Annotated in this window: 25 protein-coding genes; 10 read left to right on the top strand and 15 right to left on the bottom strand. The window is 43.9% G+C overall.

The window, feature by feature from the left end:
- Positions 1-78: 78 nt before the first annotated feature.
- Both AAEY79_RS12505 and AAEY79_RS12500 read right to left on the bottom strand, forming a co-directional pair.
- Positions 79-1176 (bottom strand): ABC transporter permease, encoded by a 1098-nt coding sequence (locus tag AAEY79_RS12505; protein WP_201583383.1) that lies wholly within the window; start codon positions 1174-1176, stop codon positions 79-81.
- A 58-nt stretch (positions 1177-1234) separates the two neighbouring features.
- Positions 1235-2287, bottom strand: coding sequence for a siderophore ABC transporter substrate-binding protein (locus AAEY79_RS12500; RefSeq protein ID WP_201583382.1), 1053 nt, complete (start codon positions 2285-2287; stop codon positions 1235-1237).
- 486 nt (positions 2288-2773) lie between these two features.
- Between AAEY79_RS12500 and AAEY79_RS12495 the strand changes: the two genes are divergently transcribed.
- The 3 genes from AAEY79_RS12495 to AAEY79_RS12485 all read left to right on the top strand — a co-directional run bounded on the left by AAEY79_RS12495 (position 2774) and on the right by AAEY79_RS12485 (position 5066).
- A complete protein-coding gene (locus AAEY79_RS12495; protein WP_201583381.1) occupies positions 2774-3751 on the top strand; it encodes an energy transducer TonB in 978 nt (325 codons plus the stop codon).
- Between the two features lie 108 nt (positions 3752-3859).
- Entirely contained in the window at positions 3860-4549 is a 690-nt protein-coding gene (locus AAEY79_RS12490) for a MotA/TolQ/ExbB proton channel family protein (RefSeq protein WP_101205179.1), read from the top strand.
- 115 nt (positions 4550-4664) lie between these two features.
- Positions 4665-5066 carry a biopolymer transporter ExbD gene (locus AAEY79_RS12485; protein ID WP_025651314.1) on the top strand — a complete coding sequence of 134 codons (402 nt, stop codon included), beginning with the start codon at positions 4665-4667 and terminating at the stop codon, positions 5064-5066.
- 225 nt (positions 5067-5291) lie between these two features.
- Here AAEY79_RS12485 and AAEY79_RS12480 read toward each other — a convergent pair whose 3' ends face one another.
- On the bottom strand, positions 5292-5831 hold the full coding sequence (locus AAEY79_RS12480) for a DUF2799 domain-containing protein (protein ID WP_025651315.1): 540 nt from the start codon (positions 5829-5831) through the stop codon (positions 5292-5294).
- Between the two features lie 346 nt (positions 5832-6177).
- Between AAEY79_RS12480 and AAEY79_RS12475 the strand changes: the two genes are divergently transcribed.
- Positions 6178-6735 (top strand): hypothetical protein, encoded by a 558-nt coding sequence (locus tag AAEY79_RS12475; protein ID WP_101211984.1) that lies wholly within the window; start codon positions 6178-6180, stop codon positions 6733-6735.
- Positions 6736-7014: 279 nt separating this feature from the next.
- Positions 7015-9681 (top strand): type I DNA topoisomerase, encoded by a 2667-nt coding sequence (gene topA / locus AAEY79_RS12470; protein WP_025651317.1) that lies wholly within the window; start codon positions 7015-7017, stop codon positions 9679-9681.
- A 142-nt stretch (positions 9682-9823) separates the two neighbouring features.
- Here the strand turns inward: topA and AAEY79_RS12465 are convergent, their stop codons facing one another.
- The 4 genes from AAEY79_RS12465 to lon all read right to left on the bottom strand — a co-directional run bounded on the left by AAEY79_RS12465 (position 9824) and on the right by lon (position 14392).
- Positions 9824-10381, bottom strand: a complete 558-nt coding sequence (locus tag AAEY79_RS12465) for a superoxide dismutase family protein (protein WP_025651318.1) — start codon at positions 10379-10381, stop codon at positions 9824-9826.
- A gap of 177 nt (positions 10382-10558) precedes the next feature.
- Positions 10559-11404, bottom strand: a complete 846-nt coding sequence (locus AAEY79_RS12460; protein WP_352288570.1) for a hypothetical protein — start codon at positions 11402-11404, stop codon at positions 10559-10561.
- Between the two features lie 66 nt (positions 11405-11470).
- Positions 11471-11653 (bottom strand): hypothetical protein, encoded by a 183-nt coding sequence (locus AAEY79_RS12455; protein ID WP_352288567.1) that lies wholly within the window; start codon positions 11651-11653, stop codon positions 11471-11473.
- 144 nt (positions 11654-11797) lie between these two features.
- Complete coding sequence (gene lon / locus AAEY79_RS12450; protein WP_407074200.1) at positions 11798-14392, bottom strand: endopeptidase La; 2595 nt, start codon at positions 14390-14392, stop codon at positions 11798-11800.
- A gap of 394 nt (positions 14393-14786) precedes the next feature.
- Between lon and AAEY79_RS12445 the strand changes: the two genes are divergently transcribed.
- Positions 14787-16163: a Na+/H+ antiporter NhaC family protein gene (locus AAEY79_RS12445; RefSeq protein WP_352288564.1), complete on the top strand. Its 1377-nt coding sequence runs from the start codon at positions 14787-14789 to the stop codon at positions 16161-16163.
- A 73-nt stretch (positions 16164-16236) separates the two neighbouring features.
- Here AAEY79_RS12445 and AAEY79_RS12440 read toward each other — a convergent pair whose 3' ends face one another.
- The 3 genes from AAEY79_RS12440 to AAEY79_RS12430 form a co-directional block, all read right to left on the bottom strand.
- A complete protein-coding gene (locus AAEY79_RS12440; RefSeq protein ID WP_350588165.1) occupies positions 16237-16641 on the bottom strand; it encodes a type II toxin-antitoxin system HicB family antitoxin in 405 nt (134 codons plus the stop codon).
- Between the two features lie 100 nt (positions 16642-16741).
- Positions 16742-16927, bottom strand: a complete 186-nt coding sequence (locus tag AAEY79_RS12435) for a type II toxin-antitoxin system HicA family toxin (protein WP_101211988.1) — start codon at positions 16925-16927, stop codon at positions 16742-16744.
- A gap of 107 nt (positions 16928-17034) precedes the next feature.
- Positions 17035-17907: a 5-formyltetrahydrofolate cyclo-ligase gene (locus AAEY79_RS12430; protein ID WP_352288561.1), complete on the bottom strand. Its 873-nt coding sequence runs from the start codon at positions 17905-17907 to the stop codon at positions 17035-17037.
- A 195-nt stretch (positions 17908-18102) separates the two neighbouring features.
- On the opposite strand from AAEY79_RS12430, the gene fumC reads away from it, so the two are divergent.
- The 4 genes from fumC to AAEY79_RS12410 all read left to right on the top strand — a co-directional run bounded on the left by fumC (position 18103) and on the right by AAEY79_RS12410 (position 21280).
- Positions 18103-19506 carry a class II fumarate hydratase gene (fumC, locus tag AAEY79_RS12425; RefSeq protein ID WP_352288558.1) on the top strand — a complete coding sequence of 468 codons (1404 nt, stop codon included), beginning with the start codon at positions 18103-18105 and terminating at the stop codon, positions 19504-19506.
- Between the two features lie 423 nt (positions 19507-19929).
- Entirely contained in the window at positions 19930-20361 is a 432-nt protein-coding gene (locus AAEY79_RS12420; RefSeq protein ID WP_352288555.1) for an adhesin, read from the top strand.
- A gap of 276 nt (positions 20362-20637) precedes the next feature.
- On the top strand, positions 20638-20916 hold the full coding sequence (locus AAEY79_RS12415) for a type II toxin-antitoxin system RelE/ParE family toxin (protein WP_025651331.1): 279 nt from the start codon (positions 20638-20640) through the stop codon (positions 20914-20916).
- Positions 20917-20980: 64 nt separating this feature from the next.
- Positions 20981-21280 carry a HigA family addiction module antitoxin gene (locus tag AAEY79_RS12410; protein WP_025651332.1) on the top strand — a complete coding sequence of 100 codons (300 nt, stop codon included), beginning with the start codon at positions 20981-20983 and terminating at the stop codon, positions 21278-21280.
- A 5-nt stretch (positions 21281-21285) separates the two neighbouring features.
- On the opposite strand, the gene AAEY79_RS12405 is transcribed toward AAEY79_RS12410, so the two are convergent.
- From AAEY79_RS12405 to AAEY79_RS12385, 5 genes are all read right to left on the bottom strand, one after another.
- Positions 21286-22170: a DMT family transporter gene (locus tag AAEY79_RS12405; RefSeq protein WP_352288552.1), complete on the bottom strand. Its 885-nt coding sequence runs from the start codon at positions 22168-22170 to the stop codon at positions 21286-21288.
- 295 nt (positions 22171-22465) lie between these two features.
- Complete coding sequence (locus AAEY79_RS12400) at positions 22466-23278, bottom strand: MipA/OmpV family protein (RefSeq protein WP_201577204.1); 813 nt, start codon at positions 23276-23278, stop codon at positions 22466-22468.
- A gap of 115 nt (positions 23279-23393) precedes the next feature.
- On the bottom strand, positions 23394-24392 hold the full coding sequence (locus tag AAEY79_RS12395; RefSeq protein ID WP_201577202.1) for a rhomboid family intramembrane serine protease: 999 nt from the start codon (positions 24390-24392) through the stop codon (positions 23394-23396).
- A 132-nt stretch (positions 24393-24524) separates the two neighbouring features.
- A complete protein-coding gene (locus AAEY79_RS12390; RefSeq protein WP_037025673.1) occupies positions 24525-25754 on the bottom strand; it encodes an alpha-hydroxy acid oxidase in 1230 nt (409 codons plus the stop codon).
- A gap of 12 nt (positions 25755-25766) precedes the next feature.
- Complete coding sequence (locus AAEY79_RS12385; RefSeq protein ID WP_227502374.1) at positions 25767-26039, bottom strand: glutaredoxin family protein; 273 nt, start codon at positions 26037-26039, stop codon at positions 25767-25769.
- Between the last annotated feature and the right edge of the window lie 106 nt (positions 26040-26145).

The following is a 26145-nucleotide window of genomic DNA, read 5'->3' as shown; positions in this document are numbered from 1 at the left end:
CAAGCTTATCTAATAAGGCAAAAAATGAACGACGGTAAGTGAGTGTTGAAAACTAATACACAGTTAGTGAACATAGTGCTACTGCTCAGCTGGCGCTCGTAATAACAGCCATAAAAACAGCACCGTACCAACCACACCAAAAATAGTGGCGACCGGCACTTCAAATGGATAGCGAATAGAGCGTCCGATAATGTCGCATAGCAGCACGGCTGAAGCACCAAGTAGGGCAACTGCTGGCAAGCTGCGACGTAACTTATCTCCCATTATGCGGCTCACAATGTTTGGTACGACCAGTCCAATAAAGGGAATCATGCCCACAGTCACGACCACGACAGCGCTCATCATGGCTACCATACCCACGCCAATCCAAGTAACCTGACGCTTACTAATACCCAAGTTTAAGGCGATATTGTCACCCAAACCAACGATGGTCAGCTTGTCAGCAATAATATAAGCCAGCACACACAGTCCACCCGTGAGCCACAACAGCTCATAGCGCCCTGCCAATACGCCCGAAAAATCTCCAAACTGCCAAACACTCAGCATCTGTAGTGATTCGGTTTGATAGGCGATAAAGGTAGTGACGGCTTCAATAATGCCGCCAAAGACAATGCCAATCAGTGGAATCATCAAAAAATCAGTGGGCGGAATGCGGTGAATGAGCAGCATAAATAGCATCATGCCAAAAACGGCAGCGATGGTTGCCACGCCCATTTTTACAATGAGCGCACTGGCAGGGAACAGCAGACTGACCACTAGCAAACCAAGTGCAGCACTCTGAGTTGCACCAACCATAGATGGCTCTACAAAGCGGTTTTTTAGTACTACTTGGATAATCATCCCAGCCACTGCCATCGCAATACCAGTCAAGATAATGGCGATGGTACGCGGTATACGGCTAACCAATAACAATGAGCTATCGGAGTTGGCACTCTGAGTCATCAGGCTCTGCAAGATACCTGACCACGAAAAGTCAGCCACACCAATAGATAAGCTCAATAACACCAAAAGCCCCATAAGAATGAGGCTTGCTGTATTGATGAACCACGGTGGTATGGCGGCACGTTGATGTTTAGGGCTCGGATTGCGAGTCTTTTTTTGCCAACTTGATGGTACAGCTGGCAAAGCAGGATTGTCTTTGACACTGGCATCAGCGCGAGATGAAAATAACGACATAACGTTTACTGGCTTATTAATGGGTAATTAAGAAATATGGCTCGTATCGTTATCAGGTCTATTTCGCGCTAGCAAAAGCATCTTTAATCGTGGTCAAATCTTGCATCCATTGATAATAACCACCAAAAGCTAGGTAAGAATCTGGGCTGAGGTAAACCACTTGTCCTTTACTCCATGCATTGGTTTGCGCGACCAGTGGATTGTCCAATACCGCTTTTGCACCAGCGCCGTCTTCACCAATTGCAGCACTACGGTCGATGACAAATAACCAATCAGGATTGGCTTTTTGGATGTATTCAAACGATATCGGCTGACCATGAGGCGCATCGGCAATTTTGTCATCTGCCATTGGTACACCTAACACAGTATGGATAAAACCATAGCGAGACTTGTCACCATAGGCTGACATTTTGTTGCCATTGACCATGACGACTAGGCCAGTGCCTTTATTTTCTTTTGTTAGATTCTTGGTCTCGTCGATGAGTCCATCGATGTTCTGTTGTAGCTTAGCGGCTTGATCGCTTTTACCGAACAGTGCACCTAGATCATGCAGGCGCTGCTTGCTTGATTCGTAAATGTTAGCTGTATCAATACTCATGTCCAATGTCGGCGCGATACTTGATAGCTCGTCGTATTTTTCTGCCATGCGTGAACCGACCAAAATAGCTTGCGGTTGCATTGCATTCAACGCTTCAAGATCCGGCTCAAACACAGTACCTACCGATTTTGGATCAGGCTGTGTTTCTGAATGTAGATTCTTTAGTAATAGACCACCAGGCATACCATCGACCGCCACATCTAGTGCAGCCAAATCTTGCATCAATGTCATGTCATAAACGACAAGTGGCGATGGGTTCATAGCCAGCTCAACATCACCTTTTACGGTATTAACCATGATTTTTTCAGCAGATACAGCGTCGTTATTAGCAACGTTCTGTGATTCATCAGCCGTTGGGTTTTCGGTTTTGGCGTCTGCTGGCTCAGAGTCATTTGATTCAGGCGAGCTACATCCTGCCACTACCGTAGCTAATAACGCTGTCATGGCAGCAGTCAATAATGGACGTTTGAAAAAAGAGGCGGTAGATCTGCTAGATAATAAGGGTGTCGGCATAATGAACTCGGTCTATAAAAAAATGTTTAAGCAATTGTCTAAAATGATTGCAAATGAATAACGCTAAAAATATTAAGTCTGAAAGATGCTTGAGATAAAAAGCATAAAATAAATAGTCTACTTAGTACCACTCACTAATTTTTTGTACGAATAATTTTTATAAAAATAGTTTGGGTAGACAGTACAGCGGTTATAATAAAGTAGTTGAGACTCATTATCAATATAAATGATAATGGTTTTTATTAACAGTACTTGCTATATTAAACGCAACGTCTCATTTGATAAAAATATAAGTTTCATAGTAGTGAAATTGAGAAGTAGGGAAGGTTCATAGAAATGAGCGTTCTGAGAGGTAAAACTACTAAGCAATATCAAGTGTCAGAGATGTATTAAATAGCGAAAATATTGTAAATTATTATTGATAATAATTATCGTTTGCATTATTATCTACGCCATTCTACTCTGAGTAATAAACATTAGGCTTTTATGAGTTCAACGGATTTAGACGCGCCACCACTTAAGTCGTTATTGCTAGCTATTGTTGCAGTACTAGGACTCCATGTGCTTGCCGCAATTGCACTAGTGGCAATAAAAACGCCTGAACTCAAACCTGAGCCAAAAAAAGAGATGTCACCACTTGAGATAAAGTTTGTGTCATTACCGGCAAAAACGGTCTCAACTGAAGTAGAAAAACAAACAGTCACAGCCAAAAAAGAAGTACAGCCTGAGGTGCAAGTTCAGCCAGCGCCGCAACCTGAACCTAAGCCTAAAGAGCCGGTTAAACAACCAACAGAGACACCCGTAAAACCAAAAGAGCCTGTTGTAAAAAATACAGAGCCGAAAGTGACGCCTGTGATAGCGTCAGAAAAGCCTCGTCCTGATACCAGTCAAAAAGTAGCCCCAAAAGAGCCGCTACCGAAACCAAAGGTTGATAACTCAGCAGCCGAAGCACAACGTCAAGCAGCTGCCCAAGCTGAATCAGAGCGACAAGCTAGAAAAGCTGAGCAAGAAGCACAAGCTAGGGCAGAGCAAGAAGCCAAAAGAGTCGCCGATGCCAAAGCTGCCGCTCAAGCGAAGGCTGCCGCTCAAGCGAAGGCTGCCGCAGAGGCCGCCGCTGCACAAGCAAGAGCTGAGGCAGAAGCAGCAGCTGCTTTAGCACAGAGTAATGAGCCTGTGAGCTTTACTGCCAGCTCAGCCAACTGGGCATCTGCGCCAAACTTTAGTTTCCCTGAGCGCGCCGCACGTAGAGCCCGTTCTGGTGATACGCTCAACGTTGTCTTGGTATTGCGAGTCAACAAACAAGGCGGCATCGATAACGTGCGAGTGGCTCAATCATCAGGTAATCCGCTAGTAGACAAAGAAGCCCGACGTCAAGTGCGATCTGGCAAGTTCAAACCCTTTACTAAGAATGGCGTACCCGTGGTAGGTGATGTAACTCTACCGATCAGTTACGCGGTTCCTTGATAGTTCATACTTTATAAAAACGTATTTATTAATCATCTTTCATTATAAAACTAAACATGATATTTACCTCAGTATCATGTAATGGCATTACACATTAAGGAGTCTGACATGGACTTTATGCAATACTGGCAGATCAGCGACATGGTGACAAAAACGTTGTTCTTTTTGTTGCTTGCGTTATCTATTCTCTCTTGGGTGACAGGTATCGTCCGCGTATTGCAAAGCCGTAAACTGGCGACCAATGTAGCAGATGATTTGAGTCAGCAATTACAAGCCAAACAGTCTGACTTGGCTGGTACTGATGCTGCCACTCGCCGCTTGGTGACTGAGCAGACTTTGCTCAAGCATATCGGTCGCTATCGCTTTGCTAGTGAGCGCGGTCTGCCGATTCTTGGTACGACGGCAGCGATTGCACCGTTCATCGGCTTGTTTGGTACGGTATGGGGTATTTTCCATGCCTTGCACAATATCGGTATGAGTGGTCAGGCAGGATTGGGGCAGGTTGCAGGGCCAGTCGGTGAAGCTCTAATTATGACAGGTCTTGGTATTGCAGTAGCGATTCCAGCTGTGGTGTTTTATAACCTTGCAGTACGTATCAATCGCCGCATAATGTATCAAGCCAACGATAGAGCGCATGATTTATTGGCGCAATCAACGGGTCTTGTGGATACTACCAAGGTAACCGCGAGCCATGCTGCTAGCGCCTCACAAGTGCACGCTGCACCAAGCAGTCGTTCAACGACGAGCGAGACTCAGCATACCAATAACTACAGTAATTCTGTGCCAAAGCAGCTATAGATAGTGTTGATCTTGCAAGCATTAAATCTGCCAGCGCTAGGTCTGTAAAGGCTCAAACGACAGGTCAAAAAACGGCTTGGCTGTGTGAAAATAACCAAAAGCATTGAGAGTAACTATGGCATTTCAATTGGGTGATGATGACGTACGAAGCATGGATGAGATGAACCTCATTCCGCTGATCGATATCATGCTGGTATTGATGATTATATTTTTATTGACAGCGACCGTGCTGAATCCGACGGTGCCTTTAGATTTGCCAGAGACTAGTGCCGCGCTCAATGAAACGCCGCCAGAAGCGATTCAAGTCAGTATTGATAAAGATGCAGGGATCTTCTGGGATAGTGATCCAATCAGTATGGAAGAGTTAGAGACACGCTTGCAGCAACAAGGCGCGACTGGTAAGAATCCAGCGGTACAGTTACGTGCAGATAAAGAAGGCAAGTACGATACGGTTGCTCAAGTTTTGGCAGCGGCAAGTAACGCTGGACTGACCAAAATCGCATTTGTGAATGAATAGCTTAGTAGCTAAATACTGAATAACTTAAGCATTGAATAGTTTAAGCACTGTGAGTTAGTGCTAGTAGCTCTGACTTTATATTAGAAAACTGGCTAGATAAATCAATAGCCCAACCAGCAAGACCACCAGCACCGCTATAATAAAAACAATTAAAATAATAAAATTTTCTCCAACCTCATTAACTACTTAAACCTCAAATTAAGTCGTTAGTGAGGTTTTCTTTTTTTACCAGCCGTAGCCAAATGGACGATAGCCGTAACCAAAACCTGCATGTCTGTAGCCAAATGGGTAAGGCGTGCGTAGGTAATCAAGATCACGCTGGCGAATATAATAGTAGCGCCCTTGCGAGTAAGCTTCTTCTAACTTTTCAATACCTTCAAGTGGACAGACAGCCTGCCAGTCATAGCCTTCACGACCAAGTTTATAAGCATTGAGCTCGGTGCAGTAGCTTTTGAGACCTTGCTGTCGCCCTTGCTCCCATTGTATGCGGTTGGGGCTAGCACCGCCCACGCTGGCGCATTGATTGGTATATTGACCAAAGTATGCGCCCGAGCGCCCACGGATGCCGTCTGCGTAGCCGACTTCTTGCCAATTGCTGCTTTGGCACTGCTGCGGTGTGAGACTTTGGGTCGTGGCACAGCCTGATAGGGTAAATAATGCAGCGCTTATCAGCGCTAGGACAATACTGGTTTTACTCATGAATTTGTTTGTCAGTTTGCTGGCTAAAGCAGCGGTCGATGAGTTTGACTTAATAAGATAATTCATAATAAACCTGCGCGCGTCTAAAATTATGGTTTATCATAGCACTTTTTACCGTGTACAACTTTTTGTATCTTGTTATTAAACTTATTTTTTGCGTACTAACTAATTGATATGACAGTATAAATAGTAGGTTTGTCAAATAAGGGGACTTTGCCAAGCAAGTGGCTATCAGCTGATTATCAACGCAGCGCTCTATCAACCCTGCTTGATTTTTTATGGTTCGTGCTCATTATAAGGACTGGTATGACAAACCACTGTCCATCCAGTTACTCGCTAATAGTTTTTTGCTCAATCGCGGCGCTAGTGTCGTCTCAGCCGCATTTTAATTCAGCTAAAAGGTCAGATTGTTATGGGAATATGGATTGCGATCGCCATTGTACTATTCGTATTAGGGAGTATGATGGCGCTCAAACCGAGCGGTATCGATCAGCGCTTGGATCATTTGCGCATGACCGCCCGTCGCTTACAGTTGAATCCAAAACTGGTGGCTTGTCCCGATTGGATCAGGGGCAAGGACAATGAGTATGGTCGCGGGATGCTTGGGCAGTATGGGTTGGTGCTAGACAATGTCAAATTGCCGCTGACGCGCTATCAGGTCCTCGATGGCTACTGGCGACCAGATAGCAATGCAAACAGCAACGTAAATAATGTGCCTCCTCAAGCCAATCCCCAAGCCAATTTTAGCTTGGATAAAGTGCCATTGGCATTGCCCGCCAGTATTGAGCCATTTGTAAAAGCCTTATTAATTAAGTCAAATAGCATTGTTATTTATTGGGAAGATATCGCCTATGTGCGCCCAGTGACCAACCCTCATTATCAACAAAAAATGATTGAGTCAGACTTATTAGTACTGAAGACACAGCTCGAAGCGTGGGCATTACAGATGCAAAAAAAGCGCCAGAGCTAGTAAATCGTTTTTTAGTCTCCATTAATGGGCAATAAGCAAGCAGTTTTGCGGTGCCCCAATTATTTACAGTTGACAGTTCAGCGCCTAGCAGTGTAACGTCTTTGTACCTTTATTGCTGTTTTATGACTCGTATCGGCGTCGTTGCTTGCTTTATACCCTTTTATATCAGCAGCTATTATTACAATAAATCGCTGAGCTATGATGATCAGCTTCCATAAATTGCCGTGCTGCTGAATTTAACCTTACTTTTAAACTACTTATATTATGGTGTCGTCAAATATGGCAAAAACCACAACTAAAAAAAGTCCAGCTGCGGCTGCTGACAAAACTAAAGACAGTCCAAAGGGCAAGTCTTTGGTGATTGTCGAGTCACCAGCCAAGGCAAAAACGATCAATAAATACCTCGGTAATGACTTCGTCGTTCGCTCGAGTATTGGACATATACGCGATTTACCCGTTGGTGCGAGTAAAAGCGCGAAGAAGCCAGCGACCAGTAAAAAAGATGACAGTCTGAGCAAAGAAGAAAAAGCGCAGCAAGCACTAGTCAGACGGATGGGTGTCGACCCTGAGCATGACTGGGCGGCAGTCTATGAAGTATTGCCAAACAAAACCAAGGTCATCAAAGAGCTCAAAGCCTTAGCTAAAGACGCTGACAAAATCTATCTCGCAACGGATATGGATAGAGAAGGGGAAGCCATCGCTTGGCATCTCAAAGAAGTCATCGGTGGCGCAGATAGTAAATATGAGCGCGTGGTCTTTAACGAGATTACCAAAACCGCTATTCAAAACGCCTTTAAGCAACCATCAAAGCTCGATATTGACCGTGTTAACGCCCAACAAGCACGGCGCTTTTTAGACCGTGTCGTTGGCTTTATGGTATCGCCACTACTCTGGCAAAAGGTTGCTCGCGGTCTTTCTGCAGGTCGTGTCCAGTCGGTCGCTATGCGCTTGGTGGTCGAGCGTGAGCATGAAATTCGTGCCTTTATTCCAGAAGAATACTGGCAAATTCATGCTGATACTCACGTTGCTAGCAGTAAAAAAGACGCTGAGCAAATTGCCATTCGTTTAGAAGCAACCAAGCAAGGTGGCAAAACGCTAAAGCTTGTCAATAAAGAGCAGACGGATAAAGTCTTAGAAGTGCTTAACGCCAACGACTTTATCGTCAAAGAGCGTGAAGAGAAACCAACGCAATCACGCCCGAGTGCGCCGTTTATTACGTCAACATTGCAACAAGCAGCCAGCACGCGACTGGGTTTTTCAGTTAAGAAAACCATGATTTTGGCACAGCGTTTATACGAAGCCGGTCATATTACTTATATGCGTACCGACTCGACATTCTTGTCGGGTGATGCATTGGCGGCGGTACGTGGCTATATCGAAGACAGCTATGGCAATAAATACGTGCCAGAAAAGCCAAACTTTTACGGTAATAAACAAGGCGCACAAGAGGCGCATGAAGCGATTCGTCCGTCTAACGTCAATATGAAATCAACCCAGCTAAAAGGGGTTGAGCGTGATGCCATCCGTCTATATGAGCTGATTTGGCGTCAGTTTGTGGCCTGCCAGATGCTCCCTGCAAAATACCTGTCAGTGAATCTATTCGTCGCTGCCAATGATGTTGAGCTAAAAGCCCGCGGTCGTACATTGGTGTTTGATGGCTTTACTAAAGTCATGCCACCAGCGAAAACCGACGATACTTTGCTTCCAGATGTCAAAAAAGGCGACAAATTAACGCTCGATAAGCTTGATCCGAGTCAACACTTTACCAAGCCACCACCGCGTTATACCGAGGCAAGCTTGGTCAAAGAGCTTGAGAAAAAAGGTATCGGTCGTCCATCGACTTATGCATCTATCATCTCGACCATTCAAGATCGCGGTTATGTAAAGCTTGAAAATAAGCGTTTATTTGCCGAAAAAATGGGTGATATCGTCACCGACAGACTGACCGCAAGTTTTCCGGATTTGATGGATTATACTTTTACTGCTGCGCTTGAAGACAAGCTCGATCATGTCGCAGAAGGCGATACAAACTGGAAAGATGTTCTCGATAACTTTTATGGCGACTTCAAAACCACGCTTGATCGCGCCAAAGAAAAAGATGGCATGCGGCCCAATGATCCGACCGATGTGCCAGATGTCCATTGTGATATTTGTGGTCGTCCAATGCAGCTGCGTACTGGCTCAACGGGTGTGTTCTTAGGTTGTACGGGCTATAACTTACCGCCAAAAGAGCGCTGTAAAGGCACCAAGAACTTAATGCCAGTCGAAGCGTTTGCTAATCTTGATGATGCTGAAGGTGATGACGAAGCAGCTGAAGTTAAAGATTTGATGGAAAAGAAACGTTGCCCAAAAGATGGTACCGCGATGAACGGGTATATCGTTGATGGCGGTCTCAAGCTACATATCTGTGGTAACAATCCCGATTGCGACGGTTATATCTTAGAAGAAGGCAAGTTTGAAGTACCGGGTTCAGATGCCCCAACCATTGACTGTAATAAATGTGATGGGCAGATGGAGCTAAAAACCGGACGTTTTGGTCCTTACTTTGCTTGTCAGAAATGTGACAATACTCGTAAAGTGCTCAAAACTGGCGAAGCTGCACCGCCGCGTATGGATCCTATTCATCTACCAGAGCTAAAATCAACCAAGCACGATGATTACTTTATCTTGCGTGAAGGGGCGGCTGGGATGTTCTTAGCAGCCTCTAAGTTCCCGAAAGTACGCGAAACACGTCCGCCAAAGCTTGCGGAGCTACGCGAAATCAAAGATAAGATGGAAGATAAGTTCCAGTATCTGTTTGCAGGTCCAGACGAAGACCCTGATGGCAATCCAACCATTTTGCGCTGGTCACGTAAGAAAAAAGAGCAGTATATCGGCTCTGAGAAAAACGGTAAGGCCACGCGTTGGGGTGTGTACTGGCGCAAAGGTGAATGGGTAGAAGAGTAAATTTCTTTAACCACTTTATCTCGAAGCCATATCTTTAAACCATAAAAAAACCTCTTAGATTATCTAAGAGGTTTTTTTACTATCAGTTTTTATGCTATTAAACGTATTAAACTTTAAAGGTTAATAGTTTAGTTAAAAACTATTAGATCTTTTCAATGATACCGCAAGCAACGCGATCGCCTGCATTACCAGCTGGTTGGCTAGTATAGTCATCTACGCCGCCATGAACGATAAAGGCTAGGCGGTTGACACTATATTTACCGGCATCAGCAGCAGATATTTTCTTGTTTACAAAGTTGATAGTAGCAACACCATCTGCGTTAGCGGTTAAGTTCGGCAAGTCGCCCGCATGACCATTCATATCATCAGGGTTAGAGTGCGGTTTGTTATCTGGGTTGAAGTGACCACCTGCCGCTTTACCCATATTACCGCAGCTACCTGTTTCATGAATATGCAATGATACCGTCTTACCTGGCTGCAAGTTCATCAGTTTACCGTAGACTTGTACGCCACCATCTACTGGGCGTAGGAATACTTGACCCACTTCACTATTGTTACCAGCGACTGCATTGATCGTCGATTTTAGCGCAGGTTGGTTAAGTGGATTACCGGTTTGCATCTGACCTTCTACCGTTTGGCAACCAGTCATCGCTAAAGCTGAACCACATAATAGCGCGCTTGCAAGAATTACTTTTTTCATCGTTTTCTCCGTTTATCTAAATAGTTGTTTCAAGTCTTTATATTTATAATCGTTACTGGCTTCGTTGCAACATTCGTTTATGTCGCAATCAGTATAACCAACGACTCGGCATAGATATTCATTAAAAGCGCAACAATCGGTTAATAAATGTAAGTATCGTATGGATTTGAAAAGGGTTTACGGTGTCTTCTTTACTTCGTTTTGCCATACTAAGGTTTCGCCTGATTCTAACTTTTGAGTAAGGAGATAGCTGGATTCAGAGTTATTAGAAGGATTAGATACTCTCTGCTTATCAAGATTGATCAGTGTTAACTGACTAGAGCTATAAAGCATTAGGCGGCTAAGGCTTGATTCAATATCATCAATGTCATCACCACACCCTACCATCGTTGAAGGGTTGCCACCAATTAGCAACGTTTGATTAGTAGATAAAGCATAAGACCCACCAGCCCCATTGCATCCGACAGAAAACCCAACACCTTGGCTAAAACTACTTTGCTGAGGATGGCTATAATCATGTGAACCAAGTCTGTAGTTTGCAGTAATAGGTACATCTGGACGATTAAATTTATTAATAGTTTTATTGGTATCGTCAGTTGCACTAATAAGACGCCATTGGTATCGCTCTAATAATTCATTGGTAAGCGGTATGCCCGCCACACGATATTCAGGCTTGGGCGTACCCGAAAAAATCAGTGTTTTTCCTTTATTGGTTTTTAGAGCCAGCTGTTTTAATGTCTTGTTAGAATTCTGTGTAGAATTTGGTAGTACTGGATCAAATCTGAAAGCTGTATCTGAATAGGGTATAAAAACACCATTTACGACATTTCCTGTTTTGTTTTTGATTGTGTTTTTATTACTCAAATTTTCGATAATTGAATGGTTTACTGTGGTGCAGTTATCAGATAGTTCTCTGACATCGATTTGCCCGTAAAGGTACGGTAATGGTAACCACATATCAAAAGAAACTTGGTAACGCTGACAGCCTTCTGTGAAAGTTAAAAGGCTTGGATGTACCTCCATTATCAAAGGCAGCTTTTGGTTAAAAGGCTTGATTCGACCCTTATCATTGCTGACATGGGTTAGTTGTCACTCATATTTTGTGGTGGTTTGAAACAGTCTGGATTCAAGCGTGGTCGCTGACCAGTTTTTATCGTCGATAACGGTACTGGTTTGTGCTGAATGATTGAGGCTGTTGGTTTGGCAGCCTAATAAAGCGAGGGGTAGTAATGTGCTTATTACAACTAGAGGCACCCTTAAATGATTTAACATTGTACTTTCCTAATTAATAAACATTTGTCTAAAATATAGCACAGGGTCTTAACCAAATTGTTTTTTATTATTACCAAAAAAAGCCGCCCATCATGACGATGAGCGGCTCTTTAATTTGTAAGACTGGATTAGTAACGAATCAGATTAGCTATGCAGTGCTTTGCTTGAGGTTTTATCAACCGTCACCTTAGCAGGTTTAAGCGGTACTGGCATACTCACCAACGCAACTTTTAATATCTCATCAATCGTCGCGACTGGCTGAATAGTCAGACCAGCTTTGACGTTATCAGGGATATCGGCCAAGTCACGCTCGTTGGTCGCTGGAATCAACACATGCTTGATACCACCGCGATGTGCAGCAAGTAGCTTCTCTTTTAGACCACCGATGCGTAGGATTTTACCGCGTAAGGTAATCTCGCCTGTCATTGCAATATCTGGACGAATGGCAATACCAGTCAAGGCAGAGACCAGCGCTGTGGTAAGCGCACCACCAGCCGATGGACCGTCTTTGGGCGTCGCGCCTTCTGGCATATGTACGTGGACGTCAGTGGTTTTAAAGGTCTCATAATCGATACCTAAGCTGTCACCGCGGGCACGCACCACACTCATCGCTGCACGAATCGACTCTTTCATGACGTCGCCGAGTGAACCGGTAAAGCTCAGCTCGCCTTTACCTTTCATCGCTACCGCTTCGATGGTTAATAGCTCACCACCGACTTGTGTCCAAGCAAGACCCGTAATACGACCAATCTCAGGCTCTTCTTCTGCCAGACCATAGTCATACTGATGCACACCTAAATAGTCATCGATGTTTTTGTCATCGACTACGACCAGCTCACGTTCTGCTTTTTTCGGAGCGCGTGCACCATGAGTTTCGACTGAACCGCGAACCACTTTACGGCAGATTTTATTGACTTCGCGCTCAAGGTTGCGCACACCGGCTTCACGCGTATAGCTACGCACGATGCTATGCAATGCCGCTTCTACAATCTCAATTTCACCTTCTTTAAGGCCATTATTTTTGATCGCTTTTGGCACAAGATATTTCTGCGCAATATTGACCTTTTCTTCTTCGGTATAACCCGGTAGACGAATCACTTCCATACGGTCAAGTAGGGCAGGCGGAATATCCATGCTGTTGGCGGTACAGATAAACATCACTTGTGATAAATCTAAATCCATATCAAGATAATGGTCGTTAAAGGTATCATTCTGTGAAGGGTCTAGCACTTCAAGTAACGCCGACGCTGGATCGCCGCGGAAGTCTTGCGCCATTTTATCGATTTCATCTAATAAGAATAGCGGGTTTTTAACTTCGACTTTTGCCAGTGATTGGACGATTTTACCCGGCATCGCACCGATATAAGTACGGCGATGACCACGGATTTCCGCTTCATCACGTACGCCGCCGAGCGCCATACGGACAAACTTACGACCCGTTGCACGCGCAATCGATTCACCCAATGAGGTTTTACCAACACCCGGAGGACCGACTAAGCAAAGAATCGGACCGCGCAGTTTTTTCACCCGTGATTGTACGGCGAGGTATTCTAAGATACGATCTTTCACATCTTGCAAGCCGTAATGATCTTCATCCAGTACCGTTTTGGCTTTTTCTAAATTAATCGAAACCTTGGTTGTGGCATTCCACGGCGTATCCAAGATCCATTCAATATAGTTGCGTACGACTGATGATTCACTCGAGGCAGGCGGCATCATTTTTAGCTTTTTAAACTCTTGCTCGGCTTTTTTGCGCACATCTTCTGGCAAGTCAGCATCTTCTAGGCGCTGCTCAAGCTCAGCCACATCATCTTCACCATCGAACGCGCCGTCATTCATATCTGACAGCTCATTTTTAATGGCTTTCATTTTCTCATTTAAGAAGTACTCGCGCTGATTGTCTTCCATCTGCTGACGAACGGCATCTTGGATATCTTGTTCGATATTTTGCTCAGCGCTTTGTTTGACTAAGTACTCAGTTAACGTATTGATATGGGTTTTGATATCGTCATGTTCTAAGAACGATTGCTTGACCTCAAGATCCATCGACACGCGGGTTGAGATGAAGTAAACCAGTTCAAGCAAATCATCGATGCGTTTTGCCACGCGAGTTAGCTCACGCGCATTACGCAAACGAGCATCCGCATAGCTTTCAAACAGTGTAGTTAAAGCTTGAATGGTATTTTTTTGCTGGCTCTCATCCATGTCGACATCAAGGTCAGCACGCTCAAAGCTCGCCATTAATAATTTGTCGTGATTTTCGATGTTATCGACGCGCGCACGGTACTGACCTTCGATCAATACTTTGATACAATTCTCATCGCTGTCATGAGGCATGGTGCTGACGATGCGGCACACGGTTCCGTACTGATACAAGTTATCTTGATCAATGTCTTCGGTCAGCGAGTCTTTTTGCGCCACGACCAATACTTTATTGCCATACTCAGCTTGTGCCAGTTCAACGGCTTTGACCGATGGCGCACGGCCTACGAACAAGGCAATTTGCATATGTGGATACACGACCACATCTCTCAATGCTAAAAGGGGTAGATAGTTCTCTTCACCTTTGTCTTTAGCATTCATGTTTTCAGCATCGTCTTGAGTAGATTCAGGCGTCGACTCTGACTCATTTTCCAACGTATCGTCAGCTGAGATATTTAGCGCATTATCATCAGAAACGTTAGATGATACGTCGACATCGATGTCGATATTGTCTTGGGCAATTTTATGTTCACTCATATATTCTTCCTCGTTCACCAGACTTGTAAAGTCAAGTTAGTGGTTCATGTTTAGATAAATGGTGCTCACAGATAAAATTGCAAGGCTTGGTGACCAAGTCATGCGCTTATCTTTGTTAAATAGTTATATCTTCTTTAATACAGCGATTCATCGCTGTGTTAATTTTATGAGTAATCATTGAAAGTCAGCATAGACAAAGTACTTATCGTTAGTAGGCAGCCAATATCTATTGGGTTCTATGCGTAGGTTTTATGGGCAAAATGAGGTAAACTGACGCGCGTCCGAAACCTCGCTTTTTAGAGTAAAGCATTTTAGGCGTTAGAGCGATATTGATAGGTCTTAAAATACTAATAAGTCCTAACCAGACCAGATTATAAAGAGCAAGGGGCAACATATGACCATCAACGCAGTATTATTGGCAGTCGTCATCATGTTAGGGCTGTCACTAGCGCGCGTGCACGTGGTGCTCAGTTTATTGATCGGTGCGCTGGCGGGCGGGCTGCTAGCGGGTCTCGGTATCACTGATACGCTAGAGGCCTTTCAAGAAGGCATCCGCAATGGGGCACAAATCGCTCTATCTTACGCGCTACTGGGCGCTTTTGCGGTAGCGATAGCTCATTCTGGTTTGCCGCAATCATTGGCAGGGGCGGTCATCAAGCGCATTGATGCCGGTGGCACCAGTGGCATGATTAAGTATATGCTGTTTGCAGGCTTAATCACCATGAGCTGCTTTAGCCAAAATTTAATCCCCATTCATATTGCCTTTATTCCGCTGCTTGTGCCGCCGTTATTACTCGCCTTTAATCGTATGCAAATTGATAGACGCTTGATTGCTTGTCTATTGACCTTTGGTTTGGTTACTACCTATATGTTTATCCCGTATGGCTTCGGTGATATTTATCTCAATCAAATTATGTTAAAAAACGTCGGTGAAGCGGGCATTGATATCGCCAATATCTCTGTGGTTAAGGCCATGGCGATTCCGGCACTCGGTATGTTGTTTGGTTTGCTGACGGCGGTATTTATCAGTTACCGTAAACCGCGACAATATCAGCAAGTGGCAATAGATAAAGAAGCTCGCGATGCCGCTCTTCAGAGTCAAAGGTTAGAAGGTGATGAGCTAAGCAAAACCACCGCTGGTGCGCAGTCTCAAAGCAAGATGAAAACGCTGGTTGCTCTAGCCGCTATTGTCACTGCCTTTGTCGTACAGCTCTACACAGACTCGTTATTACTTGGCTCAATGTTTGGCTTTGCGGTCTTTATGGCGACCGGCGTGGTCAAGTGGCGTGAAGCTGATACGGTCTTTAATGATGGTATCAAATTGATGGCGATGATTGGCTTTATTATGATTACCGCGCAGGGCTTTGCCGAAGTCATGAAAGCGACAGGTGAAATTGCACCGCTTATCGATGGCGCGACCCACTTGTTTGCGGGTAATAAAGCCATCGCTGCGTTGGTCATGCTCGGAATTGGTCTAGTAGTAACGATGGGTATCGGTTCGTCATTCTCAACCATTCCGATTATTGCTGCGATTTATGTGCCGCTCTGTATTTCTCTAGGATTTTCACCACTCGCGACGGTGGCGATTATTGGTACGGCGGGCGCGCTGGGTGATGCGGGTTCTCCAGCATCAGATTCGACTCTTGGTCCAACCTCTGGTCTGAATGTTGATGGACAACATGACCATATCAAGGACAGCGTGGTGCCAACCTTTTTGCACTATAATATTCCGTTATTAGTGTTTGGTTGGATAGCGGCGATGGTGCTGTAGGTTGTATTTTATAGAACTATGTTCCATAAAAAAGCTACCGAATAGGTAGCTTTTTTATTTCAAATCGATAATTTCATACTAAAGCTTTTTGTACTGCTTTTGCTAAAAACCCAGAGCGAGTTTCGTGGTTTTTTTCAGCATAACTGTCAACACGCTGTAATAAATATTCAGGCCAACTAACATTAAAGCGTACTTGCTTAGTTGAAAACTTGTTTTCATCAATATTTACAATAGCCCAAGCCAAAGCATCTTGAAAATCTGCATTCATTCTTAATGTTTCTATATCACTAGTATGAAAGTCAAAACTCATTCCTTTATCTACCATATATTCGATATGATCGTAAATTAAGGACTGCGCTTCTTGCACTGTGTCATCGATGGTATCTCCTAAAGGGAAACAGCCGTCAATATCAGGAACAATAGCTGCATAGTTGTCCATGCCTTCGTCTTTGAATATAGCGATGGGATAATTTAACATATAACCCCCTATGAATATTATCTTATTAATAAAGTTAAATAGGATAGAGAAAGTTTTTATGAAGAGTAAAAACCAACCTTTATTAAAAGGTTGGAGTTGCTTAAAGTTTCAAACCAGAAATACGTCTTGCTTGAGCCAATTGATGCCGAGACACATCTTTTTCAGGGTGACTGATTGAAATAATGCTATCAACGCCTTCCTTTCTCAAAATATGATGACTTCCTTTAACTCTATCAACTATCCAACCATCCTCTTTAAGCAACTTGATTAGTTCACCACTTTTCATGGATTCTCCTCAAGGATACTAATTGGATGTGTGTATTATTACACATAATTTATAATTAATGCTATATTTTGTGTGTAGAAGTGTGTATTGAATATTAAAGAAGATCGTTAATCCCCAAAATTCCCAATCTCACCGCTTAAACTACTCAAAAACTCATCACTTTGCGCTAGTAACTCATTCAAACGCGCCTCATTAATGACACTAGCCAACTCATCACCGCTAAAAGCTTGCTCCTGACTGTAGTAAAGTATCTCTCTAGCATCGTCATTCCCTAACGCTTGCAAATACGTATCAACACTATCAGCGCTAGATGCTTTGTCGTTGGACATTTTGATCTGATTTCTTTTAAACCACCTTAAGCCACTTGGCGTAATTAAGCCATCTAGCGGCACATCCCACGGTTGACGCTGTAATTGTTCAATCACTTGAAAGTCATAACACCAGCCAATTTTTAATGGCTTTTTCGCCCCTGATCGATAGCTTTTACCAAGGGTCGTATCATAAAATCCGCCACCCATGCCCATACGATTGCCATCTTTATCAACTGCCACTAACGGACAGATAATCACATCTAACTCTCGTGCCCAAAGTAACCTGCGATGATGGTTTTGTTTCATACCTAAGCTGTGAATACGTGTCGGTATGTTTAACAGTTTCGATTGATAAAGAGGTACAAAGCGCAGGTGTTTATCCACGTTCCCCTTATCATCACGACCGAGCGAACCAACGACCGGCAAGTAGGAAAAATAGCCTAAGCGTTGACACCAATCCAACAGTGGCTGAGTGGGCAGCTCGCCGAAGCCATCATAATATAAGCCAATACGCGCACGCGGCGGTAAGCGCTGCTGCAATTTAATTAAATGTAAACTTGCCATACGCGCGTATTGTCTACGCTCGCTAGCCGTTAGCTTACGACGTTGGCGGGTAAATTGCCGTCTCGGCGGATTGCTAACGGTAGATTTTTCTGACTCAGGATGCATAGATATACTATCCAATAATGTATTAAATTGATGATGGCTGGTGCTTTTAGACGCTAGCAACGGCTATTTGTGAATATTCAACGCGCCCTAGTCATGCTATCATAACGCCACTTTACATCGTATTTTCCTTTATGTGCAGCGTGTGTTGCACTTTTTTCGAAGCAGCTATACAACAAACCATCAAAGAGGGTAGTTATGTCGACACAGAATCAGGCAACTCGTACCGAAAAAGATACCATGGGCAATGTGGAAGTTCCAGCTGATGCTTATTGGGGTGCGCAAACTCAGCGTAGCCGTGAGAACTTTAAAATCGGTGGCGAGACGTTGCCACGTCCGATGATTGAAGCGATGGCATTAGTCAAAAAAGCCGCTGCCATTACCAATGCGAGCCTTGAGCGTATCGAAGGTGACAAGCGCGATTTAATCGTGCAAGCTGCTGACGAAGTTATCAACGGTGGTTTAACGGATCAGTTTCCATTAGTGGTATGGCAGACGGGTTCTGGCACACAGTCAAACATGAACATGAACGAAGTATTGGCCAACCGTGCCAACGAAATCGCAGGGAACGCGCGCGGCAGTTATACGCCGATTCATCCAAATGACCATGTCAACCATGCTCAATCTACCAATGACAGCTTCCCAACGGCGATTCGTGTTGCTGCTGCTCGTCAGATTAACAGCCTATTGATTCCAGCGGTAAAAGCATTGCGCGATACACTAGACGCCAAAGCCAAAGAATTCGATAGTATCGTTAAAATTGGTCGTACGCATCTGCAAGACGCGACTCCTTTGACCCTAGGTCAAGAGTTCAGCGGTTATGTCAGCCAACTTGACCATTCGTTGACGCGTATCGATAACGCCCTACAAGGCCTATATGAATTGCCATTGGGCGGTACTGCAGTAGGTACGGGTCTAAACGCCCATCCTGATTATGCGGTAAAATCAGCTGAGCAATTGGCTGAATTAACAGGCTTACCGTTTGTCACTTCACCAAATAAATTTGAAGCGCTAGCCGCTCGTGATGCCGAAGTGTTTGCTTCAGGCGCATTAAAAACCTTAGCAGCCAGCTTGAATAAAATCGCTAACGACGTACGTTGGTTGGCATCAGGTCCTCGTTGTGGTCTAGGCGAATTGACCATTCCAGAAAATGAGCCAGGCTCATCGATCATGCCGGGTAAAGTGAACCCAACGCAGTCAGAAGCAATGACTATGGTTGTGGCACAAGTGATGGGTAACGACGTCACTATCAGCATGGCAGGCGCGTCAGGTAACTTTGAGCTTAACGTTTATAAGCCAGTGATTGCCTTTAACTTATTGCAATCTATCCAATTGTTAGGCGATGCGTGTAATAGCTTTAATGAAAACTGTGCCGTTGGTATCGAGCCAGTCAAAGACAAAATCGATGATTTCTTGCACAACTCATTAATGCTAGTCACGGCACTGAATCGTCATGTTGGTTATGAAAACGCGGCGAAAATCGCTAAGACAGCTTATAAAGAAAACAAAACGTTGAAGCAAGTGGCGGTTGAGTTAGAACTGTTAACTGAAGCGCAGTTCGATGAGTGGGTAACACCTGCTGATATGGTGCATCCTTCTTAATATCAATCCAAAAACCTGATTAGCATTGTCAGATAAGCTGATTCTACAATTAGTAGCACTTGCGCTTGTCTTCCTCGCTACCCAGATTTTTAAATTCGATATTCTGATTGATAAAAAGACCTTGCCATCTCTTGTAAAAGGGTGTGTAAGGTCTTTTTTTGTCTATCAATTGAATCACCTACATCGCGCGCAACAATGTCTTACGCTCAAACAACAAGCATAATAATAGTTATAACAGCACCAACAAAAATTTTGCTTATAATGAGTACATAGATAAGGGCTCGTGAATCAAAGTTTTAAAAAAATTTTAAATCACGACAAAGACAATAAGAGCAAACGATTAGACTAACTAAAAATAGTTCGTCGCTAACGTCCATATTACTCTTATCTATGACCATTCTATTTATATCATTGAGGTAATTTATGAAAAAGTTAACTGCCGCTCTATCATCAGCTGGCATTATGATGGCGATGTTGGGTTCTGGTTCTGCCATGGCTTACTCGGACCAAGTGATGGAGCCAAGCGAAAGCTATGATACTGCCGTTAAAATTAGAGAAGTTAATTACTCTTGCCAAAATAACAAAAAAGTCAGCGTAACTTATGGCTTTAACAAGCAAAACCTACCGACGTTTGCAGAAGCCAATCTGAATGGCAAAAAAAGATTTCTACCCATTAACTTAGGTCGTTCTGACACGGTTGATACCGTGTTTGGTGATGAAGAAAACTTTAGTATTATGACGGGCGCACTGCGTTTAAATAACTATCATAAATCATCGGCCAATATCCAAAACGCCAGTAGTGAAATCCTTTATAAAGGCTGTAATGTTGCCTCTATCAAAAAGCTTAAAGGCTAGTTTTTAGCAGGCTGACAGAATTAGATAAAAAAAGACCTTGTCACGTAATGTGGTAGGGTCTTTTTTTGTGGTATTTAGGTTTGGTTTTGGAGCCAGTACCGCTTTTCGCTACAATTAGGGCTAAATCTCGCGTCAATGAAAAACACATAATTGGTGCGAAAGGCGATACTCTGTGTGTTTACATATCATTATTGATGTTTATCGATTATCGATATACTATAAGTAGTAGCACTACAACTTATTTTAAAAGCATAAATAAAGGGTATTGAGACTTGTATGATTGTTAATTTCAAATGTAGTGATACTCAAACTCTTTTTTCTGCTGGAAAAACAAAGCGCTGGTCAGCCATTAAAAATGTTGCAGAACGTAAATTACTACTACTAGATAATGCAACTATGCTAGAAGACTTGAAAGCTCCACCTGGCAACCGATTAGAAGCTTTACGTGGTGATAGAGAAGGTCAGCACAGTATTCGCATCAATGTGCAATGGCGACTTTGTTTCACTTGGACAGATCAAGGCGCTATAGATGTAGAAATTGTGGACTATCATTAATTTTATAAGAGATGTTATCAAAGATATAGAATATAGAATATAGAATATAGAAGAGAGAAACACTATGACTAAAAACGGTATGCGTCCCATTCACCCGGGCGAAGTATTACGAGAGGATTTTCTTGAGCCACTGGGTATGAGTGCCAATGCATTGGCGCTGAAGCTTGGTGTCACACCTGCACGTATTAATGAAATCATACGTGAGAGGCGTGGCATTACAGCAGACACTGCCCTGCGTTTAGCCAAGTATTTTGGTGGTAGCGCTCAGTTTTGGTTAAATCTGCAGTCTACTTATGAGCTGCGTTTGGTTGAGACTGATGATTTACATTTTTTAGATGATATTGAACCTATTGAATATGCTTAACTTCGCTATCGAGCAATACTACCTTTATCTTTTTTCCTAGAATATATATTTAACGAATTACCACCTACTATCAGCAGCATGCCAATGACTAAGGCCACGCTAAAGTGCTCAGCATATAAGAGTACGCCAATTATTGAGATTAGCGGTAATCTAAACATATCCATAGTGACCACGAATGTGACCTCTGCATATTGCATGGCTTTGGTCATACAATAATGCGCCGATAGTGCCGTTATGCCTATGATGACGAGCCATAGCCACTGAATACCTACTGGCGCTGTCCACCCTTCTATAAATAAGAGTAACCCCAGAGGTGCTTGTATCAAACACATCATAAAAATAATGGTGATTGGGCTTTCAGTATTAGAGAGTGATTTTGTGGCCACATGGGAAAAGGCATAACAAATGGCAGCGCCCAACACGATAAGTGACGCATAGTGAGCGACATCTAAGCTGGGTTGTACGATGACGATTACCCCAAGAATTCCTAAAAATACGGCAATAACCTTTTTTACAGTTATAGATTCTTTTAGGAAGAGATACGAGATGATTATTGTCCAAAAAGGGACAGTAAATTCGATAGCGAAAACGGTCGCCAAGGGCAGGAGTCCTATGCCCAAGAACCAGCCATATTGCCCCGCGAAATGAAATAGATTTCTGACTACGTGTAATTTAATACGCTTGGGGAATGAAAAACGACCTTTTTTCGATAAAGCGTTTGATGCAAAGCTTGATAACGATAGTATGGGCAATAATACCAATAGTCCGACGATACTTCGAAAGAATAAGATCTGAAAAACACCAATCTCACCGTTTAGCTCACGAGCACCAATGGCCATTAAACAAAATGAAGTGAGTGCTCCAATCATCCAAAGGGTAGCGTGGAACATAATGGTGCAATCCTGTATATAAAATCAAATCTGGAATTTATCTTATAGTTAATTTACTCTAAGAATGTTATGGCGAGGTTGATAGAAACTTTCGCAGCCTCTGTCTGCGTAGGCACAGCAAGCAAGAAAATTTCTATCAACCTCGCATCCAGATAAAGTAAATGACACTTTTATTTTGTACGAACTATATAGGCTAGTGTCTCATATCAACGAATTAACGCAATAAAAAAGCCAAGCAAAATGCTCAGCTTTTTTATCAAACTTCTTAAACTTATTAAACCTTAAATTTCAAATCTTAAAACTTATAAAGTAGACCAAGCGTTGTCGTGGCTTCAGTACGCGAGTCAACCATGGGGCTATCATATTGCTCATTGGGTACATAGCTCAAGCTTTGGTTGGCAAATCCTGCCCAGCGCTCATTGAAATCATAGTTGGCACTGATATTGATGTACGGGTTCAAGCTCGAATTAGATTTGTAAGCTGCAACACCCGTTTCAGCAGATTCTTTTTCGCTCACGCCATAGTAGTATTCGTTATAATCTGCATTATGAAATTCAAAGCCAATGCTTGGATAGACCGTCAGCTTGTCTTTGGTGATTCGGGCCAGATAAGTCAAGCGCCCCGTATTGCCGCCACTACGATCCAAAATATCAGTCGCTACTTGCGCACGAAAGCCGCCGACAGGAGTATTGCGCTGATAAGTCAGACCAGCAGCAGCTGAGGATTTACGCTCGTCCAGACCAGCAAGCGCGCCTCTGGCATCATCAGGATCGAACTCATTACCATCGAATTGCGCATAAGCAGACAGCTGATTGGTACCATCATTAATGATATAAGCACCCGCTTGCGCCCCGCGTGCATAGAATTTATTGTTATCATAAAACACACCCGGCAATACGCGTATATCGGTGCTGTCTTCCAAGTCATAGGCTGAGTTGACTGCCATGACGTTAACGCCAACGCTGAGCTCAGCATCTGGATCAGCCGGCAAGTTTTTATTAAAAAAAGCGGCATTGGATATGCTAGCGACACTGAATAGTGCAGTGGCGGTCAAAGTGCTAAGCAAGACGCGCGTAGAGGTAGCGGATAGCGCTGAAAGTGTAAACATAATTAAGTCTCGTCAGTAGGTAAAAATAGCTGGGTAACCATAGAAGAATAAGGAAAGCTAAAATCAGCTGTTTGTTTCTGTGTGCAGGTTAATGATCAAAGATAAGGGTCAGCGTTTATTCAACAGCGTTTAGCACTTGTAGTATTTGCTGATGAATATCCTGCCACCACCAAACAAAGCCAATGCTGATGAACAACATTACCAGCCATGGTAGCAGCTGCCACATAAGGGCAGGTTTGGCCGCTGTCTTTTGCTCGATGATGTCGGCACGATTATCGTTCATATTTATAGGTAAGTTTACACGAGTGTCATCAAAATGAGCATTATTATCCAAATTAATATTGCTCATCGTTGGCTGCTCGATATAGCTGGTTTGCTCATTGTTTTGGATGTTGCTTTGCTCGTTATTTTGAGCGGTGCTTTGAATGTTGTTTTGAATATTATCTTGATAACGACTCTGTTTGAGAGCGACCGTCTGCATGAGGGCTGCCGTACGTTGGCGATGAACGATACCGATGGCGAGTGCAATGATCAATCCTGTCACCGCGCCGCCAATATGTCCTGCATTGTCAATGCCAGGCACCGCAAAGCCGTATACTAAATTGATGCCCATAATCAATATCAGACTTTTTAAATTGAGCACTAAGCCATTGACCGATATTTTAAACAGCGCAGCTATCAAAAGAGCGGCACCGATGCCCATGATACCACCAGAGGCACCGGCCGACAGCCCCGGTTGCCCCGTGCCATCCAAGATACTCTGCCACGTCACATAACTATTCAGTAAGTTGCCACCGATGGCCGCGAGTAAAAACAATGCCAAAAATTTAGCGGAGCCAAACATCGGCTCGGCGATTTGCCCAAAAAAATACATGGCAAAACCATTAAACAATAAATGCATCAAACCAATATGCAAAAACGCGCTGCTGACCAAGCGCCATGGATCATCAGTCATGGTAAAAGGCAACGCATTGGCGCCCCATTTTAGCAGCGCTTCAGTCGAGGGGTTATTGGCATCGACGCCTGTCAGCACCTGCATAATAAAAAGTCCGATAAAGCTGACTAATAGCAGGGTGGTCACGGGTGCCGTTTTTAAAAGCTGTTGGATGGTCATAAAAGCCGAGTATCAATTAAAAAGATTAAGGCGATTATAAAGGGTAAGGCCACTATAAAGAAAGCCACTCCTAAAAAGCCACTCCTAAAAAGCCATCGGCAAAAAAGCCATCGGCAAAAAAGCAAAAAGCAATCAGCGTCTAGGGGTGGCATTATCAGTGATATAAGGCGGTGCCAATTTTAGCTGCTCATACGTTCCTTTGACCAATATATTATCTGTGACTTGATTGATATCGGTATGACCACAAAACGCCATGCTAATATCGCACTCGTTATAGATAAGCTCAAGCGCGCGGCGTACCCCATCCTCACCATAAGCACCAAGCCCATACAAGAATGCTCGTCCAATCATGGTGCCTTTCGCGCCAAGCGCGATTGCTTTGAGCACGTCTTGACCGGAGCGAATACCGCTGTCGAGCCACACCTCGATATCACTGTTTTCGGCATGGACCGCCTGCACAATGTCAGAAAGCGCAGAGATAGAAGACAGCGCTCCATCCAATTGACGGCCGCCATGGTTGGAGACCACTAGCGCGTCCGCACCGCTACGCGCGGCTAAAATAGCATCTTCCGGCTCCATAATACCTTTGATAATGAGCTTGCCGCCCCATGCGTCTTTGATACGTGCCACATCATCCCAACTTAGGCGAGGGTCAAACTGTTCTGCAGTCCACGCTGACAGCGATGAGATATCTTCAACATTTTTGGCGTGACCGACGATGTTGCCAAAGGTGCGGCGCTTGGTGCCGAGCATATTAAGACACCATTCTGGCTTGGTCATTAAATTTAAAATATTAGCCAATGTGGGTTTCGGCGGTGCGGATAGACCGTTTTTGATGTCTTTATGACGTTGTCCCAGTACCTGTAAGTCCGCAGTCAAAATCAACGCAGAACAGTTTGCTGCTTTGGCACGGCGAATCAAATTTGCCATAAAGTCCTGATCACGCATGACATAAAGCTGAAACCAAAACGGCGCACTGGTATTTTCAGCGACGTCTTCGATAGAGCAGATACTCATGGTCGATAATGAAAAGGGCACACCGAACTTTTCAGCTGCCCGCGCGGCATGAATTTCACCATCTGCCCACATCATGCCTGTGAATCCCGTTGGCGCAATGGCGACAGGCATCTTGGCTGATTCGCCAATCATCGTTGTCGCTAGACTGCGGTTGTCCATATCGACCAAGACGCGCTGGCGCAATTTGATACGATCGAAGTCAGTCTCGTTGCTGCGATAAGTGGTCTCAGTCCATGAGCCTGAATCGACATAATCATAAAACATGCGCGGTACTTTGCGCGCGGCGACTCGGCGCAGATCTTCAATTTCGGTGACTTTTTTTAAAGTTGGGCTCAAGTTTTTCATTATCCCTCTCGCTTATCTATTCCATAACTGCTGTAAATCCATGACTGAAAATGGATAATTTAGAAGCTGCGTCTTTGTCAGGAGCACCGGAATGCTGGTAGCAAATTCCATCATCAATGACTCATCGAAGTCAGCGATATCGACATATTGGTAGGTAAGTGGCTGTACCGCCCGAAACTGTGTTAATAGTTGCTCAGCGACATCACATAGATGACAGCCAGAAGTACCAAGCAACCACCATTCATCGAGGTTTTTAGAGTCATTAAGCTCAGGGCACGCTGCCATAACGCGGTTCCGTAATAGGGTTATATTATTACCCCACTCTCAACTTGAAATAAGCAAATCAAACTGAAGAGGCGGATTACCAAGTTTTTTGTTGAGTACAAAGCAC

The organism is Psychrobacter sp. GW64-MNA-CIBAN-0177 (assembly GCF_040309585.1).
Taxonomy (GTDB): Bacteria; Pseudomonadota; Gammaproteobacteria; order Pseudomonadales; family Moraxellaceae; genus Psychrobacter; species Psychrobacter okhotskensis.
This window is presented reverse-complemented; position numbering and strand designations above follow the sequence as displayed.

Bases quoted from the DNA above. Each gene is read 5' to 3' on its own strand.
- AAEY79_RS12475 (WP_101211984.1), top strand. From the start codon at position 6,178: ATGGGAATATGGATTGCGATCGCCATTGTACTATTCGTATTAGGGAGT.
- AAEY79_RS12440 (WP_350588165.1), bottom strand. From the start codon at position 16,641: ATGTTAAATTATCCCATCGCTATATTCAAAGACGAAGGCATGGACAAC.
- fumC (WP_352288558.1), top strand. From the start codon at position 18,103: ATGTCGACACAGAATCAGGCAACTCGTACCGAAAAAGATACCATGGGC.
- AAEY79_RS12435 (WP_101211988.1), bottom strand. From the start codon at position 16,927: ATGAAAAGTGGTGAACTAATCAAGTTGCTTAAAGAGGATGGTTGGATA.
- AAEY79_RS12485 (WP_025651314.1), top strand. From the start codon at position 4,665: ATGGCATTTCAATTGGGTGATGATGACGTACGAAGCATGGATGAGATG.
- AAEY79_RS12500 (WP_201583382.1), bottom strand. From the start codon at position 2,287: ATGCCGACACCCTTATTATCTAGCAGATCTACCGCCTCTTTTTTCAAA.
- AAEY79_RS12480 (WP_025651315.1), bottom strand. From the start codon at position 5,831: ATGAATTATCTTATTAAGTCAAACTCATCGACCGCTGCTTTAGCCAGC.
- AAEY79_RS12395 (WP_201577202.1), bottom strand. From the start codon at position 24,392: ATGACCATCCAACAGCTTTTAAAAACGGCACCCGTGACCACCCTGCTA.
- AAEY79_RS12465 (WP_025651318.1), bottom strand. From the start codon at position 10,381: ATGAAAAAAGTAATTCTTGCAAGCGCGCTATTATGTGGTTCAGCTTTA.
- AAEY79_RS12420 (WP_352288555.1), top strand. From the start codon at position 19,930: ATGAAAAAGTTAACTGCCGCTCTATCATCAGCTGGCATTATGATGGCG.
- AAEY79_RS12430 (WP_352288561.1), bottom strand. From the start codon at position 17,907: ATGCATCCTGAGTCAGAAAAATCTACCGTTAGCAATCCGCCGAGACGG.
- topA (WP_025651317.1), top strand. From the start codon at position 7,015: ATGGCAAAAACCACAACTAAAAAAAGTCCAGCTGCGGCTGCTGACAAA.
- AAEY79_RS12405 (WP_352288552.1), bottom strand. From the start codon at position 22,170: ATGTTCCACGCTACCCTTTGGATGATTGGAGCACTCACTTCATTTTGT.
- lon (WP_407074200.1), bottom strand. From the start codon at position 14,392: ATGAGTGAACATAAAATTGCCCAAGACAATATCGACATCGATGTCGAC.
- AAEY79_RS12445 (WP_352288564.1), top strand. From the start codon at position 14,787: ATGACCATCAACGCAGTATTATTGGCAGTCGTCATCATGTTAGGGCTG.
- AAEY79_RS12390 (WP_037025673.1), bottom strand. From the start codon at position 25,754: ATGAAAAACTTGAGCCCAACTTTAAAAAAAGTCACCGAAATTGAAGAT.
- AAEY79_RS12455 (WP_352288567.1), bottom strand. From the start codon at position 11,653: ATGTTAAATCATTTAAGGGTGCCTCTAGTTGTAATAAGCACATTACTA.
- AAEY79_RS12495 (WP_201583381.1), top strand. From the start codon at position 2,774: ATGAGTTCAACGGATTTAGACGCGCCACCACTTAAGTCGTTATTGCTA.
- AAEY79_RS12415 (WP_025651331.1), top strand. From the start codon at position 20,638: ATGATTGTTAATTTCAAATGTAGTGATACTCAAACTCTTTTTTCTGCT.
- AAEY79_RS12505 (WP_201583383.1), bottom strand. From the start codon at position 1,176: ATGTCGTTATTTTCATCTCGCGCTGATGCCAGTGTCAAAGACAATCCT.
- AAEY79_RS12400 (WP_201577204.1), bottom strand. From the start codon at position 23,278: ATGTTTACACTTTCAGCGCTATCCGCTACCTCTACGCGCGTCTTGCTT.
- AAEY79_RS12385 (WP_227502374.1), bottom strand. From the start codon at position 26,039: ATGGCAGCGTGCCCTGAGCTTAATGACTCTAAAAACCTCGATGAATGG.
- AAEY79_RS12490 (WP_101205179.1), top strand. From the start codon at position 3,860: ATGGACTTTATGCAATACTGGCAGATCAGCGACATGGTGACAAAAACG.
- AAEY79_RS12460 (WP_352288570.1), bottom strand. From the start codon at position 11,404: ATGGAGGTACATCCAAGCCTTTTAACTTTCACAGAAGGCTGTCAGCGT.
- AAEY79_RS12410 (WP_025651332.1), top strand. From the start codon at position 20,981: ATGACTAAAAACGGTATGCGTCCCATTCACCCGGGCGAAGTATTACGA.